At 69.1% G+C, this 18,347-nt stretch carries 25 protein-coding genes; 10 read left to right on the forward strand and 15 right to left on the reverse strand.

What is annotated here, in order from left to right:
* The coding region (locus tag Q9S36_RS49650) for a hypothetical protein (RefSeq protein WP_311292127.1) at positions 1-214 on the forward strand (214 nt) is incomplete at its 5' end.
* Between the two features lie 4 nt (positions 215-218).
* Positions 219-926, forward strand: a complete 708-nt coding sequence (locus tag Q9S36_RS49655; protein ID WP_005052154.1) for an NADPH-dependent F420 reductase — start codon at positions 219-221, stop codon at positions 924-926.
* Between the two features lie 50 nt (positions 927-976).
* Here the strand turns inward: Q9S36_RS49655 and Q9S36_RS49660 are convergent, their stop codons facing one another.
* From Q9S36_RS49660 to Q9S36_RS49690, 7 genes are read right to left on the reverse strand one after another with little or no spacing between them, the layout of a single operon-like run.
* Entirely contained in the window at positions 977-1,687 is a 711-nt protein-coding gene (locus Q9S36_RS49660; protein WP_311292128.1) for a substrate-binding domain-containing protein, read from the reverse strand.
* Complete coding sequence (locus Q9S36_RS49665) at positions 1,684-2,658, reverse strand: aldo/keto reductase (RefSeq protein ID WP_005052159.1); 975 nt, start codon at positions 2,656-2,658, stop codon at positions 1,684-1,686. The genes Q9S36_RS49660 and Q9S36_RS49665 overlap by 4 nt, the downstream gene beginning before the upstream one ends.
* Positions 2,655-3,608: a Gfo/Idh/MocA family oxidoreductase gene (locus tag Q9S36_RS49670; protein ID WP_005052163.1), complete on the reverse strand. Its 954-nt coding sequence runs from the start codon at positions 3,606-3,608 to the stop codon at positions 2,655-2,657. The genes Q9S36_RS49665 and Q9S36_RS49670 overlap by 4 nt, the downstream gene beginning before the upstream one ends.
* Positions 3,605-4,957 (reverse strand): protocatechuate 4,5-dioxygenase subunit alpha/beta, encoded by a 1,353-nt coding sequence (locus Q9S36_RS49675; protein WP_005052165.1) that lies wholly within the window; start codon positions 4,955-4,957, stop codon positions 3,605-3,607. Before Q9S36_RS49675 ends, Q9S36_RS49670 begins: the two co-directional genes overlap by 4 nt.
* Positions 4,958-4,959: 2 nt before the next feature.
* The gene (locus Q9S36_RS49680) at positions 4,960-5,913 is read right to left on the reverse strand and encodes an amidohydrolase family protein (RefSeq protein WP_005052167.1); all 954 of its coding nucleotides are present in this window, start codon (positions 5,911-5,913) and stop codon (positions 4,960-4,962) included.
* Between the two features lie 2 nt (positions 5,914-5,915).
* Positions 5,916-6,614: a 4-carboxy-4-hydroxy-2-oxoadipate aldolase/oxaloacetate decarboxylase gene (gene ligK, locus Q9S36_RS49685; RefSeq protein WP_005052171.1), complete on the reverse strand. Its 699-nt coding sequence runs from the start codon at positions 6,612-6,614 to the stop codon at positions 5,916-5,918.
* A 19-nt stretch (positions 6,615-6,633) separates the two neighbouring features.
* Complete coding sequence (locus Q9S36_RS49690) at positions 6,634-7,662, reverse strand: amidohydrolase family protein (protein WP_005052173.1); 1,029 nt, start codon at positions 7,660-7,662, stop codon at positions 6,634-6,636.
* 149 nt (positions 7,663-7,811) lie between these two features.
* Here Q9S36_RS49690 and Q9S36_RS49695 point away from each other — a divergent pair, with 149 nt between their 5' ends.
* Complete coding sequence (locus Q9S36_RS49695) at positions 7,812-8,720, forward strand: LysR family transcriptional regulator (protein ID WP_005052175.1); 909 nt, start codon at positions 7,812-7,814, stop codon at positions 8,718-8,720.
* Here the strand turns inward: Q9S36_RS49695 and Q9S36_RS49700 are convergent.
* Entirely contained in the window at positions 8,717-9,367 is a 651-nt protein-coding gene (locus Q9S36_RS49700; protein ID WP_005052177.1) for a hypothetical protein, read from the reverse strand. The genes Q9S36_RS49695 and Q9S36_RS49700 overlap by 4 nt on opposite strands.
* 84 nt (positions 9,368-9,451) lie before the next feature.
* On the opposite strand from Q9S36_RS49700, the gene Q9S36_RS49705 reads away from it, so the two are divergent.
* A complete protein-coding gene (locus Q9S36_RS49705) occupies positions 9,452-10,201 on the forward strand; it encodes an IclR family transcriptional regulator (protein WP_005052180.1) in 750 nt (249 codons plus the stop codon).
* A 97-nt stretch (positions 10,202-10,298) separates the two neighbouring features.
* A complete protein-coding gene (locus Q9S36_RS49710; RefSeq protein ID WP_311292129.1) occupies positions 10,299-11,483 on the forward strand; it encodes a 4-hydroxybenzoate 3-monooxygenase in 1,185 nt (394 codons plus the stop codon).
* A gap of 49 nt (positions 11,484-11,532) precedes the next feature.
* Here Q9S36_RS49710 and Q9S36_RS49715 read toward each other — a convergent pair whose 3' ends face one another.
* From Q9S36_RS49715 to Q9S36_RS49725, 3 genes are all read right to left on the reverse strand, one after another.
* Complete coding sequence (locus tag Q9S36_RS49715; protein ID WP_052323124.1) at positions 11,533-12,069, reverse strand: nuclear transport factor 2 family protein; 537 nt, start codon at positions 12,067-12,069, stop codon at positions 11,533-11,535.
* Between the two features lie 18 nt (positions 12,070-12,087).
* The gene (locus Q9S36_RS49720; RefSeq protein WP_005052188.1) at positions 12,088-12,387 is read right to left on the reverse strand and encodes a Dabb family protein; all 300 of its coding nucleotides are present in this window, start codon (positions 12,385-12,387) and stop codon (positions 12,088-12,090) included.
* A 79-nt stretch (positions 12,388-12,466) separates the two neighbouring features.
* On the reverse strand, positions 12,467-12,898 hold the full coding sequence (locus tag Q9S36_RS49725; protein WP_311292131.1) for an FAD-binding protein: 432 nt from the start codon (positions 12,896-12,898) through the stop codon (positions 12,467-12,469).
* A gap of 63 nt (positions 12,899-12,961) precedes the next feature.
* Here Q9S36_RS49725 and Q9S36_RS49730 point away from each other — a divergent pair, with 63 nt between their 5' ends.
* The 5 genes from Q9S36_RS49730 (at position 12,962) to Q9S36_RS49750 (ending at position 16,273) form a co-directional block, all read left to right on the forward strand.
* The gene (locus Q9S36_RS49730; protein WP_062637444.1) at positions 12,962-13,972 is read left to right on the forward strand and encodes a DUF4192 family protein; all 1,011 of its coding nucleotides are present in this window, start codon (positions 12,962-12,964) and stop codon (positions 13,970-13,972) included.
* Positions 13,973-14,106: 134 nt separating this feature from the next.
* A complete protein-coding gene (locus Q9S36_RS49735; RefSeq protein WP_005052196.1) occupies positions 14,107-14,685 on the forward strand; it encodes a hypothetical protein in 579 nt (192 codons plus the stop codon).
* A gap of 109 nt (positions 14,686-14,794) precedes the next feature.
* On the forward strand, positions 14,795-15,178 hold the full coding sequence (locus tag Q9S36_RS49740; RefSeq protein WP_005052841.1) for a hypothetical protein: 384 nt from the start codon (positions 14,795-14,797) through the stop codon (positions 15,176-15,178).
* 158 nt (positions 15,179-15,336) lie between these two features.
* Complete coding sequence (locus tag Q9S36_RS49745) at positions 15,337-15,735, forward strand: hypothetical protein (protein WP_062637442.1); 399 nt, start codon at positions 15,337-15,339, stop codon at positions 15,733-15,735.
* Between the two features lie 139 nt (positions 15,736-15,874).
* A complete protein-coding gene (locus tag Q9S36_RS49750) occupies positions 15,875-16,273 on the forward strand; it encodes a hypothetical protein (RefSeq protein ID WP_062637441.1) in 399 nt (132 codons plus the stop codon).
* A 133-nt stretch (positions 16,274-16,406) separates the two neighbouring features.
* Here the strand turns inward: Q9S36_RS49750 and Q9S36_RS49755 are convergent, their stop codons facing one another.
* From Q9S36_RS49755 to Q9S36_RS49770, 4 genes are all read right to left on the reverse strand, one after another.
* Positions 16,407-16,787: a VOC family protein gene (locus Q9S36_RS49755; protein WP_082802998.1), complete on the reverse strand. Its 381-nt coding sequence runs from the start codon at positions 16,785-16,787 to the stop codon at positions 16,407-16,409.
* Positions 16,788-16,789: 2 nt separating this feature from the next.
* The gene (locus Q9S36_RS49760) at positions 16,790-17,194 is read right to left on the reverse strand and encodes a DUF1801 domain-containing protein (protein WP_062637438.1); all 405 of its coding nucleotides are present in this window, start codon (positions 17,192-17,194) and stop codon (positions 16,790-16,792) included.
* Positions 17,194-17,649: an SRPBCC family protein gene (locus Q9S36_RS49765; protein WP_054687628.1), complete on the reverse strand. Its 456-nt coding sequence runs from the start codon at positions 17,647-17,649 to the stop codon at positions 17,194-17,196. Before Q9S36_RS49765 ends, Q9S36_RS49760 begins: the two co-directional genes overlap by 1 nt.
* On the reverse strand, positions 17,646-18,347 hold a 702-nt coding region (locus Q9S36_RS49770), incomplete at its 5' end, for a GyrI-like domain-containing protein (protein WP_311292134.1). The genes Q9S36_RS49770 and Q9S36_RS49765, both read right to left, overlap by 4 nt.

Genomic DNA, 18,347 nt, shown 5'->3' on the forward strand with positions numbered 1-18,347 from the left:
GCGGGGTCGGGCCGCTGCGCGGCCCTCCGGTTGGGTGCGGTGTGCGTGCCTCTGGCTGGCGGTCTCGGGGTGGCTGGTGTCGGTACGTATGCCGGTCACGAGTCTCCCGCTCAGCGAGATCGTCGAGATCCATCGGATCCTCGACACGCACCACGCCGTCGGCAAGACCGTCGTGGACCTCTCCGACAACCCGCACCTGCCCCAGGAGGCGTGACCAGATGTCCACGACGCAGACGCCGACGCTGACGCTGATCGGCCCCGGTCGGCACGGCACAGCGATCGCAGGCCTGTTCGCCTCCCACGGCGTGAACATCAGCCTGTTCCACTACAAGCCGGCGAAGGCTGAGGCCGCCGCCCGGCGACTCCGACCGATCGCGCGGAATGCCCGCATCGACATAGCGACATCCCTGGAGGAAGCCGCCCAGGCATCCCCGTTCCTTGCCCTCACCACCCTCTGGGGCGCCCCGCAGCAGGCGGTGGTCTCTGCACTCGGGGACCTCCTGGACGGCAAGATCCTGATCGACGTCGCCAACCCGCTGGACGTCACGCCCACGGGCGTGCAGCTGCGGCGACCCGTGGAAGGGTCTGCGGGGCAGTACCTGGCGTCGCTCCTTCCGGCGAACGTGGGACACGTGAAGGCGTTCTCGAACCTCGCCACCGCCGCGGTCGCGAGCTCCGCGATCGCCGAGGCGAGCCCGAAGGCGGTCCTGCCGTACCTGGCCGACTCGGCGGAGACATCCGCGCAGGTCCGCCCGCTGCTGGCGCAGACCGGCTGGCAGCCCCGCTACGTCGGCACGCTCCGCAGCGCCCGCGACCTCGAGATCACCGGCACCTACAACCAGGTGTCCGGCCGGCTCGGACGCAACGTTCTCGACGTCGACGAGTTCACCGCCCGGTTCGGCCCCGAGCAGACGCCGGACGCCTGACGGCCGCGTGAGCCATCCGGCACACCGGGCGAAGCGGCGCCGAATCCCGGTCAGTCCCGTCGTGCAGGCGGGCTGAAGGCGTGCTCTGTCTTGATGGATGCCGTCGAATCGGACGCGAAGAACGCCAGGACGTCGCGGGCTCGTCGCGGGTCGGATGAGGTGGTCGCGACGGCGCCCGAGAACACGGTCTCGATGGCGCAGTCCGAAGGCAGGACACCGAGGATGCGCACCCCGGGTTGACCGACGAGCTCGCTGAGCTGCTGGAAGCCGAGGTCGACCTGGCCGTCGGCGAGCAGCCGGGCGACCGGGATGCCGGGTCGCGCCTGCACGAGACGATCGCCCACCTGGCCGGTGAGGCCCCAGTCGTCGATCGTGCGGACGAGCGCCGTGCCGCTCGGGCCGGTGGAGTAGCCGATGCGAGCGGCGGCGCGCAGGGCCTCGCGGACCCCGCGGGCGTCCGCGAACGCCGCCGTGTCGGGGCGGGCGGCGGGCGAGGGCGTGCCCGAGGGAACCGCGACCGCGACGCGCGAGAGCATGAGCGGTGTGACCGTCGCCGCGTCCACGTGGCCGTCTCCGGAGAGCCGGTCCAGAGCGTCGGCGGCGAGGAACACCAGATCGAGCTGCTCACCCCCGGCCACGCGCTGGGCGGCGTCCACTCCGCCGACGGACTCGCTCTCGACGAGGGGCAACCCCCTGTCCGCTGCCGCCGTGGCCAGGTCGGCGAGGACCTGACGCGTCGCCATGGAGGAGATGGCTCTCACACGGCCGCCTCGAACGACTCGGCGTCGACCTCGCTCGTCCCGGTGGCGTTGTAGCGCGGCCCCGACACCGTGGCGGTGTCGATCAGCTCGCCCGCGCGCACGAGCACCGCGGGATCGACGACCGTGCCGAGAGAGCGCTGGTTCTCGCGCACGTGGTGCGCATCCGTGCTCCCGGGGATCGGCACGACGTGATCGCCGCGGGAGAGCAGCCACGCCAAGGCCAGCTGTGCCGGCGTGCGGCCGGCCTCGGCGGCGAGGGCTCGCCACGCGGGCAGCAACGCGGCGTTGGCGGCCCAGTGCTCCGGCTGGAAGCGCGGCATCGCGCGGCGGATGTCCTTCGGCGGCAACTGCTCCGGGTCGGTGATGGAGTCGGCGAGGTACCCGCGTCCGACCGGTGAGAACGCGACCAGCGCCACCCCGGCGTCACGGGTGGCGTCGAGGATGCCGAGCTCGGGATTGCGACTCCAGAGCGAGTACTCGTTCTGCACCGCGGCGATGGGCGCCGCCGCGAGCGCCTCCCGGAGACGGTCCACCGACACCTCCGACAGCCCGATGGCGCCGATCTTTCCCGCCGCCACCATCTCGGCCAGCGCCCCGACGCTCTCGGCGATCGGCACCTTCTTGTCCCACCGGTGCAGGTAGTAGAGATCGATGTGTTCGACGCCGAGCCGCCGCAGCGAGGCGTCGACCTGTGCGCGCAGCGTCTCGGGGCGCCCGTCGATGACCTTCACGCCGTCGACGAGCGCCATGCCGCCCTTGCTGGCCAGCACGACCTCGTCCCGACGCCCCGCGATCGCGCGCCCGACGAGCTCCTCGTTGCGGCCGCCGCCGTACAGCGTGGCGGTGTCGAGCAGCTGGACGCCGTCGTCGAGCGCGGAACGCACGAGCGCCACTCCGTCCTCGAGAGACGGAGGGGTGCCGTAGGCATGGCTGAGGGACATGCACCCGAGCCCCATGCGGGGAAGCCTCACGCGAGCTGCTCCTCGAGCGCGCCGAGCACGCGGTAGCAGTCGATGACCTGGCGGATCGACGAGTTCGGCTCGCGGCCCTCGCGGATCGCGCCGACGAACTCCCGGTCCTGCAGCTCGATGCCGTTGAGGCTGACGGCGACCTGCGAGACGTCGATCTGCTCGTCACGACCGTTGTAGAGGTCGTCGTAGCGCGCGATGTAGGTCTCGGTGTCGCCGATGTAGCGGAAGAACGTGCCGAACGGTCCGTTGTTGTTGAACGACAGCGACAGCGTGCAGATCGCGCCGGTCTCGCTCTTGAGCTGGATCGACATGTCCATCGCGATGCCGAGGTCGGGGTGGATCGGGCCCTGGATGGCGTTGGCCTGCACGATCCGACCCGCCTGGTAGGCGAACAGGTCGACCGTGTGTGCCGCATGGTGCCACAGCAGATGGTCGGTCCACGACCGCGCCTCGCCTTTCGCGTTCGTGTTCGTGCGGCGGAAGAAGTACGTCTGCACGTCCATCTGCTGCACCGCGAACTCGCCGGCCGCGATCCGGTTGTGCACCAGCTGATGCGACGGGTTGAACCGCCGCGTGTGCCCGACCATGGCGACCCGGTCGGAGGCGGATGCCGCGGCCAGGGTGGCCTCGGCATCCGCCAGCGAATCGGCGAGCGGGATCTCGACCTGCACGTGCTTGCCCGCGGCGAGCACCGCCTGCGTCTGATCCGCGTGCTGCTGCGTCGGCGTCGCGAGGATCACCGCGTCGACGTCGTCTCGCTCGAGCACGGCGTCGAGACCGAGCACGGCATTCGGCACGCCGTACTTCTCGGCCACCGACTCCGTGGGCTCGGGCCTGGTGCCGCTGACGACGGTCACCTCGGCGTCGGGGATGTTCGCGAGGCCGTCGAGGTGCTTCATGCCGAAGGCGCCGGCGGCGCCGACGACGGCGACGCGAACCTTGTCACTCATGCGTGGACTTCCTCCAGGGGGAGGCTCACACTCTCGGACTCGACGGGCCGCGGCGCGACGGGGTTGGTGACGACCAGGTGGCCGACGGCGGTGTTGGACGCCGGGACGTGGTAGAACCGGTGGTTCACCTCGGGCGCCCCGCCGCCGAACTGGTCGTCCATCGCCCCACGGGCGATGAGCCAGTCCACCAGCTCGATGCCCTCGGATCCGGCCTCGTCGACGTACTCCATGTGCGACCATTCGGTGAGGCCCAGCGGGTCGGCGATCAGGTGGTCGAGGAACGCGTTGTCCCACTCCTCGTTGATCAGTCCCGCGCGCGGGCCCTGCAGCTGGTGGCTCATCCCCCCGGTGCCCCAGATCTGCACGTTGAGCTCGGGACCGTCCCACTTGTCCAGCGCGCGACGGATCGCCTTGCCCAACTCGTAGCACCGACGCCCGGACGGAACCGGGTACTGCACGACGTTCACCGGAAGCGGGATGACCCGGCACGGCCACTCCTCGACGTCGCCGAACACCAGCGACAGCGGCACGGTCAGGCCGTGGTCGACGACCATCTCGTTGACGAGGGTGAGGTCGAAATCGTCCTGGATGACCGACTGGGCGATGTGCGCGGCGAGCTCGGGATACCCCTTCACGTCGGGCACCGGGCGCGGGCCGTAACCCTCGTCGGCGACGGGATAGTGCGCGCCCGTGCCCAGGACGAAGGTCGGGATGATGTTCGAGTCGAACGCCGTGGCGTGGTCGTTGTACACCAGGATGATGACGTCGGGCGTGTTCTCCTTGGCCCACTTCCGGGTCCACTGGTACCCGTCGAAGACCTTCTTCCAGTACGGCTCCTCGGTCTTGCCCAGGTCCATCGCGGCGCCGATCGCCGGCACGTGCGACGTGAACAGCGCCGACGTGAACTTCGCGGGGGCGTCCGGGCGCATCACCTCGGACTTCTCGTTCGAGGGCGGGGTCCACCCGTCGAGATCCTTCAGGCGCACGCCCTCGGGACGTCGGCCACCTCCGACCATCATGTCGCGGTACGCCGCCTCCGACATCCCGGTCATCGAGCCGGCCATCTGCTGGAAGCTCAGACCGTGCGTGGCGCCGATCTTGCTCAGGAAGTAGATGTTGCCGCCCTCGGCGATGCAGGTGTTCAGGTCGAGATCGAGCACCGCCTGACGCTGCACCGGGGTGAGGGGCCATTCGTCGAGGTACGCCTCGCGGTCGGCGAGGTAGCGCTCGCGGTTCTCGGGCTTCATGAGAGACATCGAGAACTGGTTGAGGTGGTAGCCCTTGCGGGCCTGCTCGGCATCGAAGATGGTCGTGCCGGGGATGTCCTTGTACGGCTTGTCGAGTGCCATGGTCATTCTCCTTCGGGCCAGTACAGCCGCGACGGGTTGTCGACGAGCAGCCTCTGCTGCAGTTCGGGGGTCGTCGCGATCTGTGGGATGTAGTCGACCAGCAGCCCGTCGTCAGGCATGTGGTCCTTGAGGTTGGGGTGGGGCCAGTCGGTGCCCCACAGCACGCGATCGGGGAACTCCTCGACCACGCGACGGGCGAACGGCACGACATCCGTATAGGCGTGCTGCTCGCCATTCAGCGCGCGCGGACCGGTGGCGCTGAGCCGCTCGGGGCACGACACCTTCGTCCACACGTTGGGGTTCTCGCGCATGAAGCGCAGGAACAGCTCGAACTCCGGACCCTCCGGGTCCTTCGTCACATCCGGACGCCCCATGTGGTCGACCACGACGTCCGTCGGGATCGCCGAGAAGAAGTCGTAGAGGTCGGGAAGGTCCTCGGCCTCGAAGTAGATGACGACATGCCACCCGAGGGGGGCGATCTTCTCCACGATCGCGTCGAGCGAGTCGGTCGGCACCCGGTCGACGAGGCGTTTGACGAAGTTGAACCGCACGCCGCGCACACCGGCCTCGTGCAGCTCGGCGAGCTCCTCGTCGGTCACGTCGCGACGAACCGTCGCGACCCCGCGGGCACGCCCCTTGCTGCGGCGCAGCGCGTCGACGAGCGCCCGGTTGTCGGCGCCGTGGCAGGTCGCCTGCACGATGACGTTCCGGTCGAAGCCGAGCTGGTCGCGCAGCGCGAACAGCTGCGCGGCCGACGCGTCGCACGGCGTGTACTTGCGCTCGGGGGCGTAGGGGAACTCCGCGCCGGGGCCGAACACGTGGCAGTGCGCGTCGACAGCGCCGGCGGGGAGCCGGAACGTCGGGGTCGTCGGGCCGTCGTACCAGTCCAGCCAACCGGGCGTCTTCTCGAAGCCGCCGCTGGTGTCGCCGTGCGCGATCGCCTGTGCGTGAGCCATCGTCAATCCTCCACGTACTCGAGGCCCGCGGCCGCCAGCGGCTCCCGCATGCCGTAGATGTCGAGACCGAGCACGCCCTCGCGGAACTTCTGGCGCTTGGCCTCCTCGTTGTCCTCGCGCTTCTGCGAGGCGTCGGCGACGGCGCCGACGAGCTCGCGGGGGACGACCACGACGCCGTCGACATCCGCGACCACCACGTCGCCGGGGTTCACCACGGCGTTCGCCACGACCACGGGGATGTTGACCGAGCCCAGCGTCGCCTTGACGGTGCCCTTCGCGCTGATGGCGCGGGAGAAGACCGGGAAGCCCATCTTCTCGAGGTCGGCGACGTCGCGGACGCCCCCGTCGATGACCAGGCCCTTGCAGCCCCGGGCGGTGAGGGAGGTGGCGAGCAGCTCGCCGAAGAAGCCGTCCTCGCTCTCCGTGGTGCAGCCGGCGACGATGACGTCGCCCTCCTGCACCTGCTCGGCGGCGACGTGGAACATCCAGTTGTCGCCGGGCTGCAGGAGCACCGTGACGGCCGGGCCGCACAGCGTCGCCCCGCTGTACGCCGGGCGGATGTACGGCCGCAGCAGGCCGACCCGGCCCATCGCCTCGTGGATCGTGGCGACCCCGAACCGCGAGAGCCGCGCGACGTCGGCGGAGTCGGGCCGCTCGATGCGCGTGCGGACGATGCCGAGGTCGTTCAGTCGCTGAGTCATCGGGTTCTCCAGGGTGAGGTCACAGGCCGCGGGCTCGCAGGGCGCGGTCCAGGCGCGGGTACACGCGGCGGGCGTTGCCTTCGAAGACCTGTCCGCGTCGTTCGTCGGTGAGGTTCCCGGTCGCATCCACGTATCGCTTCGTGTCGTCGAAGTAGTGGCCCGTGCGCGGGTCGACGTCGCGGACGGCGCCGATCATCTCGCTCGCGAAGAGGATGTTCTCGGTCGGGATGACCCCGGTGAGCAGGTCGATGCCCGGCTGGTGGTACACGCACGTGTCGAAGTACACGTTGCCCAGGAGGTGCTCCTCCAGCTCGGGCTTGCCGAGCGCCATCGCCAGGCCGCGGAAGCGTCCCCAGTGATAGGGCACCGCGCCGCCGCCGTGCGGGATGACGAGCTTCAGGTCGGGGAAGTCGCGGAACAGGTCGCCCTTGAGCAGCTGCATGAATGCCGTCGTGTCGGCACCCAGGTAGTGGTCGCCGGTGGTGTGGAACTGCGGCTTGCACGAGGTGCTCACGTGGATCATCGCGGGCAGCTCGTACTCGACGAGCTTCTCGTAGAGCGGATACCAGCTCTTGTCCGTCAGCAGCGGGGCGGTCCACAGTCCGCCGGACGGGTCGGGGTTGATGTTGACGGTCACGACGCCCAGATCGTTCACCGCCCGGTCGAGTTCGGCGAGGGTCGTCTTCGGGTCGACGCCCGGCGACTGCGGGAGCATCGCGCCCGGGAGGAAACGGTCGGGGAACAGCTGCGACACCCGCGCGACGAGGTCGTTGCAGATGCGCGCCCAGGTCTCGCTGACGGCGAGGTCGCCGAGGTGGTGGGCCATGAACGATGCACGGGGACTGAACACCGTGACATCGCTGCCGCGGTCGTCCATCAGCCGCAACTGGTTCGCCTCGATGGTCTCGCGGATGTCGTCATCGCTGATCCGCAGCGCGGCCGGGTCGGGCGCCTCGCCCGCGCCTTCCGCATACGCGATCTGCAGATCGCGCCACGCTCCCAGCTGCGCGGGGGCCGTGGTGTAGTGGCCATGGATGTCGATGATCAACGTGCGTCCTCGTCACTGTGATCGGGTCGGTGCCGGGTGGTGCGTGCCACGTCGGCAGCGGTGCCGGTGCTGTCACCCTGACTCTAGTTCGCTCTATGGGTATGGTCCAATAGATGTAGGAGCCGAACCGTATAGATGGGATCAATGCGATGTCGCTCACCGATCTCAACCAGTTGCGCACTTTCGTCGTGCTGTACGAGCTGCGCAGTCTGACCGCCGCCGCCGAGCGATTGCACGTCACGCAGCCGACGGTCAGCTACACGCTGAGGAGGTTGCGGCAGCGGTTCGGCGACGACCTGTTCCGCCGCCAGGGGAACGAGATGGTGCCGACCCCGCGTGCCCGGCAGCTGTTCGGACCGCTGCACGAGGCACTGTCGCGCATCGATGCCGTGGTGAGCGCGCCCGACGCCTTCGATCCCGCGAGCTTCGGCGGGGAGCTCTCGCTCGCGCTGACCTCGATCGGCGAGCAGACCTTCCTGCCGCCGATCATGCCGGTGCTCGCGAAGGAGGCGCCGGACCTTCACCTGCAGGTGCGGCGGCTGGACGCGGATCAGGTGGAAGACGGGCTCGTCCGGGGCACCATCGACCTGGCGATCACGGTGTCGTTGCTGGACTCGCCGCGGCTGTGGCGCACACCGGTGCGCGACGTGGAGTACGTGGCGCTGTCCTCGCGTGCCCATCCGCTGCCTCCGACCGCCGCGGACATGTTCGTCGGGCGCCGCTTCGTGCGGGTGTCCTCCCGCGGCGGCCACGTGTACCCGCTCCAGGCGATGATCGAACAGGGACTCATGCCGCAGGTGACGCTGACGGTCGAGGAGTACGCCACCGTGCCCGCGGTGCTCGAGGCGACCGATCTCGTCGTGCTGCTGCCGCGACACGTGGCCGAGGTGTTCTGCGGATGGTTCCCCGGTCTGCGCATCGCCGAGCTGCCGTGGCCGGGCCAGAGCACCCCGGTCGCGCTCTACACGCGACGCGAACTGAGCATGTCTCCCGCGCAGACGTGGTTCCGATCGGTGGTGCTGGATGCGGTGGCCGCCGACGACCACCGGCCGACCTAGCCGTTCTTGCGGTTCCAGCTTGCCTTCGCGGGCGCGAAAGGGCTGCGCACGTGGATCGACCAGTTCGAGTGCGGGTGGACGGAGAGGATCGCCCGTTCGAACCACGACCGGGCCTCGTCCGAGAGCTGCGGCAGCACCACGTCCTTGTCGAGGTCATCCTCCGGCCGCGGCCGCAACGCCTTCCAGACCAGCTGCACCTCGGGCGCACCGGTCGGAATGCCGTCGACCTCGAGCACGGCGCGATCCCACGGCAACTGCAGCCGCGGGTCTCGCCGGTACAGCCAGGCATGTTCCGTCCCATCCTCGACGTTCACCTGAAGCACCCAGGCGCCGGAGCGCTCGTCCTGAATCCGCACCGGCTGCACATCGGCATCGTCGGGCGCGTCGGCCCAGGGGATGACGGCGTCCTCCCCCGCAGGCGCCCAGGCGGTGAAACCGGCAGGCAACGCCCGGACCAGCTGCGGCAGCCCGCCTTGGGTGGTGCTCACGTCCGTGTTCGGCCGTTCGCGGATCGTCCGGCCCAGCCAGTGCTCCAGGGCCACCCCGCCCGACAGCCACCAGCGGGCGCTACCGACCCGAAGGAGCTCAGCGACAGCATGAGGCGTGAGGGGCTCCCAAGCCGTTGCAGCATCCGGAACAGAAACCATGAGCCGAGGCTACCGCCGTCGCGTCAGGCAGGGGACCAACCATCGCCGCAACACCGTCGACGCGAGCCGTGTCATCCTGAGCGCATGGCGAACTCGCCCTCCAGCGACTCGATGATCGACCGCATCGTGCGCGTCCTCGAGACGTTCACAGCTGATCGTTCGGTGCAGTCGGCCAGTCAGATCGGGCGCCGAGCGGCGCTGCCGTCGTCCACCGCGCACCGGATCGTGGACGAGCTGGTCGACGCCGGACTGCTCGGACGCGACGAGGACCGCCGCGTCCACCTGGGAATGCGCTTGTGGGAACTGGCCCTCCGCGGGTCGACCGCGCTACGTCTGCGCCAGGCGGCGCTCCCCTATATGGAGCGCGTGCAGACGCACATCCGCCAGCACACCCAACTCGCCGTTCTCGAACAGGACGAAGCACTGTTCCTCGAACGCCTTTCGCACCCCGACGCCGGTGCGAACATCACACGGATCGCTGGGCGGCTACCGCTGCACGCCTCCTCGTCGGGCCTCGTCCTGCTCGCGCACGCTCCCGCCGATCTCCGCGAACGCGTGCTCGCCCAGCCGTTGCGCGCTCTCGCACCCGAGACGGTGACCGATCCCGGACGTCTACGCCGTCTCCTCGCTGGCGTGCGTCGCGATGGCGTGGCGATCGCGCAAGGTTCGATCGAATCCGTCTCGACCGGCGTGGCCGTGCCGATCCGCGACGCAGGTGAAGTCGTCGCCGCGCTTTCCGTGGTGCTACCACGACAAGCGCCGCACACGGCGGCGATCATCGCTCTGCGAGAAGCCGTGACCGGCATCGAGGCCACGCTGCGGTCCCCCCGATAGTCGGCGTCTCCCGTTCAACGGGAATGCGGCGTTCGACCGTCTGAACCGGGTTCACACTGAGCGAGGCATCCGTTGTCACGTCGAAGGAGACGCCCCAATGTCCACCATCCGCACCCGCGTCGCCATCGTCGGCGCTGGACCCGCCGGACTGCTGCTGTCGCATCTGCTCGCGGCGTCCGGCCTCGAGTCAGTCGTCATCGATCAGCGTTCCCGTGAAGAGATCGAGACCACGATCCGGGCAGGCATCCTCGAACAGGGCACCGTCGAGGTGCTCGACACGCTCGGCGCGTTCAGCCGCGCCCGCACCCTGGGAGACCGCCACGACGGCATCGAGCTCCGCTTCGCCGGCAGCGGACACCGCATCGACTTCGCCGACCTCGTCGGCCGCGGTGTGTGGCTGTACCCGCAGCACGAAGTCCTGAAGGATCTCATCGCCGCGCGGCTCTCCAGTGGCCAAGACCTGCGCTTCGGCGTGACGGCGCATCGTATCGAGGACCCCGCGTCCGACCGCCCACGCGTCATCGCCACCGGCGCAGACGGATCGCCTCTCGAGATCGAGGCCGAGTTCGTCGTCGGCGCCGACGGGTCACGCAGTGTCGTGCGGGAGGCCGTAACCGGTTCCCACACAGGCGGGCACTTCCGCGAGTACCCGTTCGCCTGGTTCGGCATCCTCTGCGAGGCGCCGCCCAGCGCCGACGAGCTCATCTACAGCAACTCCCCCGATGGCTTCGCGCTCATCAGCCAGCGAAGCACCACCGTGCAGCGCATGTACTTCCAATGCGATCCCCGCACCGACCCCAGCACCCTCACCGAGGAGCAACTGTGGGAAGAACTGCAGAAGCGGGTGCCGGGGACGACGCTCAAGGAAGGCCCCGTCTTCCAACGCGACGTGCTGCGATTCCGGAGCTTCGTCGCCCTCGAACTGCTTCGCGGCCGCCTCGCACTCATCGGCGACGCCGCCCATACCGTGCCGCCCATCGGCGCGAAAGGCATGAACCTTGCCGTAGCCGACGTCCTCGTTCTCGAGCGCGCGCTGCGCGCGCTTCTGCTCGAGAGGGACAGCCGCCTCGTCGAGGCCTTCCCCGAGACGGCGCTGCACCGCATCTGGAAGGCCCAGCACTTCTCCTGGTGGATGACCAGCATGCTTCACGTCGCCCCCGATGCAAGGGACTTCGACCGCCTCCGCCAGCTCGGAGAGCTCCAATCCGTCGTCGAGTCCGAAGCCGGCCGCCGCTTCCTCGCCGAGGCATACACCGGCTGGCCCCTCCACACCCTCACCTGAGCCGGCGCTCACGGTTCGGACCAGAGGGTGCGGCACCCGCGGGTCGGCGTCAGTCCAGCCAGCCGGGGACCGCGGGAACCACCGGGTAGTCGATCGCAGGCGCGTCGCCAACGATGGGATCCATGCGGATCCGGCTCAGTCGCATGAAGGCGATGCGCCAGCCGGACTCGGTGAGTCGGTAGAGCTCCTCGTAGTAGCCATATCCCCGCATCCCCCTCTGTTCCGGCACGGTGATCCCCATATACCCTCGTGACCCGCGTGGCCACGTCAGATAGTCGGTCATGGCCCAGCGCCCGCGAGCCGAGAAGTCATCGATCCGCCGAAACTGCGGCATGAACCCGTGATGGACGCTGACGACCTCTTCGGTCATGTTGCGCATCAGGTTCTCCACGAACGTGTCGGGGTCGGGCGCGGCGGCCCACAGTCCTTCGAAGACGCAGTCGTCCACGAAGAGTCCGCGCAGTTCGTCCCACTGCTTCAGGTCGACGTAGTGAAAATAGCGTGCCTTCAGGTCGCGGAGCTCCTCTGCCACGGTGGGGGTGACCGCACGTACTCGGGGCATCGAGAAACCATCCTCGCTCTTCACGGCGCCTGGGTACTTCCTCTACTGCTCGTCGATCTCGAAGTCGACCGAGGCGATCTGCTCCGAGATCGCTCCGGAGAGAGGGAAGAGCGGCAGATGCGCGGGGTGCGTCGCGTAGGCACGGACATCGTCGAGGGTGCGGAAGTCGGCGACGAGTGCATAGTCCCATGCGCGTTCGCTGCGCATCACGTCGGGGCCGTGTGACAGTCGGACCAGGCCGGGAATCTTTCCGAGCAGACCATCGAGCAGGTCGCGCCACTCCTCGAGCACGGCAGGATCATGGTTCGCTGCGAACGAGAAGAACACGACGTGACGGATCATCGTGCCCCGGCTCCGTCGGCAAGGCTCAGGTCGCCGATCGACGCGCCGCTGGCGGTACGCCCGAGAAGGTAGGCCATGGTCATGATCGGACCGAGCGTGGCGCCGGCGCCGGGGTAGCCGGCGGCGAAGGCGTTCTCGGAGGCGTTGCCGACCGCAAACAGGCCGCGTATGGCATCGCCGTCTGCGTCGAGGACCTTCCGAGGCCGTCGGTGGCGATCCCTCCGCTGGTGCCGAAGCAGCCGTTCACCACGGCGAGAGCGTAGTAGGGGCCTTGCTCGAGCGGTGCGAGGCTGGGATTGGGATACGGGTTCTGTTCGTCTCCCCAGTAGCGGTCGTACGCGCTCGCACCGCGGTGGAAGTCCGGATCCTCCCCACGGGCGGCGTGCTCGTTGAATCGCGCGACCGTCTCGGCCAGCGCCTGGGCGGGAACGTCGATCTTCCCGGCGAGCTCTCCGAGGGTTGCTCCTTCGACGAGCCAGTCGGGAGTCGGCTCCTGGCGTGCATCGACCAATGTCGGAGGCCTCCCGTAGCCTGTAAATGTCACATTCACTAGCCAACGTTCCGGGAGGACACCATGGCCACCACACCGACCACCATCAAGGCGGGCACCCCGCGCGACTTCCTCGGCCTCGTGCCCGCGCTGCTCGGCTTCACCCCGCAGGACTCGCTCGTGCTCGTGCCCTTCGAGGCGTCGCGCACGATCGGGGCGATGCGACTCGACCTCGACGCGGATGCCGCGACGCTCGCGCACACCGGCCTCGGGCTGGTCTGCCGAGTGCCGCGCGTGACCGGGGTAGCCGCCGTGATCTACGCCGCCGAGGACGCCGACAGCACCCGCGATCTCGGCCAGCAGATCGCCGATGTCGCCGACCGGCAGGGACTGCACCTGGTGGACGTGCTCTACGTCGCCAGCGACGGCTACGGCAGCCACCTGACCGGCGAGGCACCGCGCCCCGTCGCCGAGATCGCGACCCCGGACGCGCTGCGCGAGAAGGTCGCAGCATCCCAGACCGCCGGGGCGAGCATCCCCGACGCCGACCCGGCGCGTGCCGCCCGGATCGCGTTCGCGGCCGCGCGGATGGACGACGATGCCCTCGCGGACTTCGTCGCCGTCGCGGAGGACGCCCTGACCGGTGACCCCGCCGACCTCGACACCCGCCAGGCTGCGATCCTGCTCACCGGCATCGGCATCCCGCTGTGGCGTGACGTGGCCCTCATCCAGTGGGCCACCGACCGCGGCAACGGCACCCGTGCCCTGGCCGCGCAGATCGGCCACTCGATCATGGGCGCACCCGTCCCCGAGAGCATCGCCCGCACCCTCTACGGACAGGGCGACCGCCCCGACGCCGACCGGCTGACGGCGGGACTCGCGCTCGTGCGCCACCTTGCCGCCTACGCCGACGACCAGGAGCGCCCCAACCTGCTCGCCGCCGCCGCCTGGCTGTCCTGGGCGCTGGGCCGATCCACTCACGCCACCGTCTACACCGACCGCGCCCTCGCGATCGACCCCGACCACGGCATGAGCCAGATCGTCGCGACCCTCTGCTCGGCAGCCGTGCTCCCGGATTGGGCGTTCGCCCGCTGAGCGTCACCGAGTGCCCGCCGGTCACCCCGGCGGGCACTCGCCCGTGACGCACTCGCGATGTCCCCGCGCGATGTCGGAGGCCACCCGTAGCCTATGAATGTCACATTCACTAGCAATCGTTCCGGGAGGACTCCATGACCGAGACCATCAACAACGTCCACGACATCCGCGCAGCCGTCGAGCGCGCGATCCGCTTCCACGCTCCGCTGCGCGCCGAGTTCGACGAGGGATGGACGACCATCGAGCCGGACGAGCTGCGCCAGGCCTGGGACGACTACAGCCTCAGCGACCCGTTCACCCTCGACCCCGCAATGCCCGCCCTGCTCGCTCGCATCGACGCCGACCACCCGGACGACGACCCCCAGGTGTGGGTGCCCCTCGGCGGGCAGGGCGACCCCGACTATCTGGATGCCGTCGTGGTCACCGAGCGCACCGTCACCAAGTACACCGCGCGCGACGGCCAGATCGAGCAGCCCTACTCGCTCCCCGAGGGCGACCCCCACGGCCTCACGCAGAGCGGCTGGCGGGCCGCGGCGAGCGCAGCGCGCTACGCGATCATCGGCCTCAACGCCGACGCCAGCAACACCGAGTACCTGCGCGGGCAGATCGAGGCGTACCTGACCGCGTTCGGTCACTTCGAGCCGGGGCGCGATGCCGACGCCAAGCGCGAGCGGGTCACCGCCGAGATCACCGCGGCGATCGCCGCCCAGTGACCCACGCCGGGGCGGGCGCGCAGACCGCGCCGCCCGCCCCGCCCAATGTCGGAGGCCACCCGTAGCCTGTGAATGTCACATTCACCGTCGAGAGTCCAAGGAGGACGCCATGACCGACACCACCACCCTCATCACCCGCACCCCCGGCGACACGTTCCGCTTCCGCGGCACCGAGTACGTGCTGATCGACTTCGCCCGCACCAAGGCGAAGATCGCAGCCCTCACCGAACCCGGCAAGGTGTACACCCTCGCCCGCACCGCCACCGTCGAGCCGACCGGGCACAGCGACGACGCACTCGCCGCTGCCCTGCAAGCCACCGCGGCCGCGCTGCCGAGCCTGATCCCCGGAACCCGCGTGCGCATCGTCGCCAACCCGCGCACCACCCGTGACGGGCTGGCCGGAGTCGAGACACTCATCGTCCGCACCAACCCCAAGTCATACACGCTCGCCAACGGCTGGCGCGTCAGCCCTGGGCTGGTCGAAGCCGTCTGACCCCCTCGCCGCCGCCGGGTGCACACCTACCCCGGCGGCGGCGAGCACCACCCACCCGAGGGGAGCCGGCTACACGCCCCTCCCCTCGGCGGGAGCACCTCGAGTTCCATCCCCCGCCCGCGCTCGCCGCAGGCCTTCACCGTCCCCAGGAGGACACAATGACCACCACCGAACCCGCGGCCTCAGCCGCACCCCGCATCCCTGCCGACGACCTGATCGACCGGCTGTGGAGTCTCATGCACGACATCGAGGCAGCCGATTTCCCCGCGCTGCGCATCGTCGAGCTCGACGAGCCGACCGACTACGGCGAGCGCACCGTGCTGTGGTGCCCGCGCTGCGATCAGCACGTCAACGTCGAGGACGGCTACCTGCGCGCGATCGACATGGACGTGCGCTACAACAGCGTCGGCCAGATCAACACCATCGAGCGCACCGTGCCGCAGTACGAGGCAGACCCCGACCCCGGCGACGTGCTCGTGTACCTGCACCAGACCGACGCGCACGGCGAGCACGGCGTGCGTCTCCCCGAGGGCTGGGAAGGCGTCTGGAAGGCGTAGCCGCACCCCTGCGACATGAGCGCCCCGCGCCTCTGCCGGGGCGCTCACGCACGCCACGACCGACCCTCTGCTGCGATGTCCGACCCCACCCGTAGGCTGTGAACGTCACATTCACTAGCAAGCGATCCGGGAGGACGCCATGACCACCTACATCACCTTCGGCCCCGACCACGCCGACCTGCACCCGCACGTCGGTACGGGACTGAACCGCGGCTACGTCGCGATCAGCACCGGCGACCGCGGCCGCGACATCGCCGCGGCGTTCGCGATCCTCGGCGAGCAGTGGGCCTTCGACTACCAGGACGCAGCCGCGCTGGATGCCCGCTACCCGGACGGCGAGATCGCCCGCATCACCCTCATCGACGAGGCGGCGCAGAAGGAGATCGCCGGTCTGATCGAGGACACTTTCGCCGCGGCCGAGGGCGACAGCAACGACGCCGAGATCGAGGCGCTACAGGCCGCACGCGACCGCCTGGCCGCGCTGATCGACTACACCCCCGCCCACGAGCGGGACTGGACGCCGCTCGACGCGGCCTGATGTAGGAACCGCTCAGAGTTGTCCGCGGTGCCAGCCACAGAGCCGGGATCTCCCACCGAAGATGTCCACCGGAGTGCGGCCAGATTCTGTGCTGAGTTGTCCACGACGGCTGCGGCCAGCTTCGTCGAAGCCGTCAGTACTTGATTTCCGCTGGATCTCTGAACGCCACTAGACCTACGAGATTTCCTTCGGGGTCGCGAATGAATGCTTGCCATTCTTCTCGCCCTGCTGGTCCGAGCGCATCTGTGGTGTGAGTGAAGATCGGCCGCCCCGGGGATACGATTTCGACCTCGCCGGCTCGGTCGACGGCTAACTCCAGATCATCGACGCGGAGGTAGAGCAGCGCTGACGGTGCCGCGCTCTCGAGTAGCAAACGGACGCCGTCGAGATCGAAGAACACCAAACCGGGCGGATCGAATCGGGCCACAGGGGCGGAGCCGAGCAGTGCGGAATAGAAGGCTGTGGCGCGTTCCAGATCGACCACGCGCTGGGCTACTTGGACGAGAGACGCCATGCTCATTTGCCGTCGCCGTGCACGTCTCGAATGACGGCGAGGGAGCGATCGAGTAGTTCCCGCAGCGCATCTTGGTCCACCCCCGACAATCGGGGGAGGTAGAGGCACGCGCTACTGGTGCGGTGTGGACCGAGCCGCTCGAGCAGGTCGGGCCACCGCTCGGCAAACCCCTCGACCAGGTAAAGCGTGTGCTTGGACCCGGAAGCGAAGGCGATCTCAGGCGCGATACCCTCTCGCCCGCTGTCGTACGCGTAGCCGTATTGGCCGAACCCGACAATCCGTTCCGCCCACACCACCGGCGGGCGCTGTGCAACGTGCTCGAAGAGCTCGAGGAGTTCGGTTACCTCGCCGCGTCGTGGCCCGGTTGCCCGGTCCAGCGCCTCGTCGACGCTGGTGTCGGAAGGCATCACGAGGCGGTCTCCGTTGCTCGCTGCGATTCGATGTATGCCTTGAGTCGGGCCAGATGGTCGCCGTCCTCCTTCTTTGTGATCGCGGCCACCAGGGGCAGCATCATCCGCCGCAGTCCGCCGGCGGCGAGCTCGCACGTCCACTCGATCCGCGTGCCGGTGCCGGCCGGGTGCAGCCGGTAGACGTAGGTCGCGGTGATGCCCTCCGCCTCGCTGGCGACCGCAAAAGCGGTGGGCGGCTCGAGAGCCACGATCTGCAGCTGCCCCGTCGCCTCCTTGCTCTTCACTCGGCGCGTCTCCTCGATGACGGACCCCACAGCGAGCGGGCCATCCGTCACCTTCACGCTCTTCACGACACCGTCGACGTAGTCGACCGCCCTTGTGGGATCTGCCAGCACTGCGAACACTTCCTGTTGCGATCTGTCGATGTGCTCGGTGAACTCGAAAGCGATCATGGGCCTTCTCCTGGGTGATGGTCGGGGTGGTGATCAAGAGGCACATAGGCGTCTGTCCAGCTGACGCGAACGGCGTCGTTCGCGCGCTGGTCGACGTGATGGATCTCGAAGGGCGGTGCGCAGCGCAACCGCCACCCTTCTGAGGGCATCCATTGCACCCCGATAGCCGCGAAGGTCTTCGCGATCTGCTCTGCACCGCCGGTGTGCCGATGCGCGACGCACACCTGCGCCGGCATCTGGCGGTAGGTGAAGGGGTGGGGTGGATCTATCGGTGCGGCAATGGGGATGCCAGCGTCGAAGCGGATCTGCTCGTTGTCCACCACGTAAGGGTCATCTGGGGTGATGCCCACGAGGAGGTCGGAGGAGTGGGCGATGCCGTGCTCTATCGCGAAGGCCCTCAGCTGCTGCCACGGCTCGACCGATGGGTGCCCGATGCCGAGGCCGTTGTACCCGCGATGACGGAGGACGAGCAGGTGCCGCTCGGGGGTGCTCTCAACCCGTACCGGGACGGCATCGAGGTCATAACGGAGTGTCAGCGGCGTCTCTTCTGCGAAGCCCGCAAACGTCGTGCTCTGCTGCGCCAGGTCCGCGTGCTCGCGGTACGCGCGCAGCATCCTCCGATACTCCGATGGACTGATCTCGAACCGCTGCACGAACGCGCGTGTGAAGGTCTCGGGCGTTGCGAACCCGGATTCCAA

It is taken from the genome of Microbacterium sp. ARD31, assembly GCF_031844425.1.

What these genes read in the sequence shown, in the direction of transcription:
- Q9S36_RS49745 (WP_062637442.1), top strand. Translation starts at nt 15,337, where the DNA reads ATGACCACCACCGAACCCGCGGCCTCAGCCGCACCCCGCATCCCTGCC.
- Q9S36_RS49655 (WP_005052154.1), top strand. Translation starts at nt 219, where the DNA reads ATGTCCACGACGCAGACGCCGACGCTGACGCTGATCGGCCCCGGTCGG.
- Q9S36_RS49700 (WP_005052177.1), bottom strand. Translation starts at nt 9,367, where the DNA reads ATGGTTTCTGTTCCGGATGCTGCAACGGCTTGGGAGCCCCTCACGCCT.
- Q9S36_RS49740 (WP_005052841.1), top strand. Translation starts at nt 14,795, where the DNA reads ATGACCGACACCACCACCCTCATCACCCGCACCCCCGGCGACACGTTC.
- Q9S36_RS49680 (WP_005052167.1), bottom strand. Translation starts at nt 5,913, where the DNA reads ATGGCTCACGCACAGGCGATCGCGCACGGCGACACCAGCGGCGGCTTC.
- Q9S36_RS49755 (WP_082802998.1), bottom strand. Translation starts at nt 16,787, where the DNA reads ATGGCGTCTCTCGTCCAAGTAGCCCAGCGCGTGGTCGATCTGGAACGC.
- Q9S36_RS49735 (WP_005052196.1), top strand. Translation starts at nt 14,107, where the DNA reads ATGACCGAGACCATCAACAACGTCCACGACATCCGCGCAGCCGTCGAG.
- Q9S36_RS49720 (WP_005052188.1), bottom strand. Translation starts at nt 12,387, where the DNA reads ATGATCCGTCACGTCGTGTTCTTCTCGTTCGCAGCGAACCATGATCCT.
- Q9S36_RS49750 (WP_062637441.1), top strand. Translation starts at nt 15,875, where the DNA reads ATGACCACCTACATCACCTTCGGCCCCGACCACGCCGACCTGCACCCG.
- Q9S36_RS49695 (WP_005052175.1), top strand. Translation starts at nt 7,812, where the DNA reads ATGTCGCTCACCGATCTCAACCAGTTGCGCACTTTCGTCGTGCTGTAC.
- Q9S36_RS49705 (WP_005052180.1), top strand. Translation starts at nt 9,452, where the DNA reads ATGGCGAACTCGCCCTCCAGCGACTCGATGATCGACCGCATCGTGCGC.
- Q9S36_RS49730 (WP_062637444.1), top strand. Translation starts at nt 12,962, where the DNA reads ATGGCCACCACACCGACCACCATCAAGGCGGGCACCCCGCGCGACTTC.
- ligK (WP_005052171.1), bottom strand. Translation starts at nt 6,614, where the DNA reads ATGACTCAGCGACTGAACGACCTCGGCATCGTCCGCACGCGCATCGAG.
- Q9S36_RS49670 (WP_005052163.1), bottom strand. Translation starts at nt 3,608, where the DNA reads ATGAGTGACAAGGTTCGCGTCGCCGTCGTCGGCGCCGCCGGCGCCTTC.
- Q9S36_RS49765 (WP_054687628.1), bottom strand. Translation starts at nt 17,649, where the DNA reads ATGATCGCTTTCGAGTTCACCGAGCACATCGACAGATCGCAACAGGAA.
- Q9S36_RS49675 (WP_005052165.1), bottom strand. Translation starts at nt 4,957, where the DNA reads ATGGCACTCGACAAGCCGTACAAGGACATCCCCGGCACGACCATCTTC.
- Q9S36_RS49760 (WP_062637438.1), bottom strand. Translation starts at nt 17,194, where the DNA reads ATGCCTTCCGACACCAGCGTCGACGAGGCGCTGGACCGGGCAACCGGG.
- Q9S36_RS49710 (WP_311292129.1), top strand. Translation starts at nt 10,299, where the DNA reads ATGTCCACCATCCGCACCCGCGTCGCCATCGTCGGCGCTGGACCCGCC.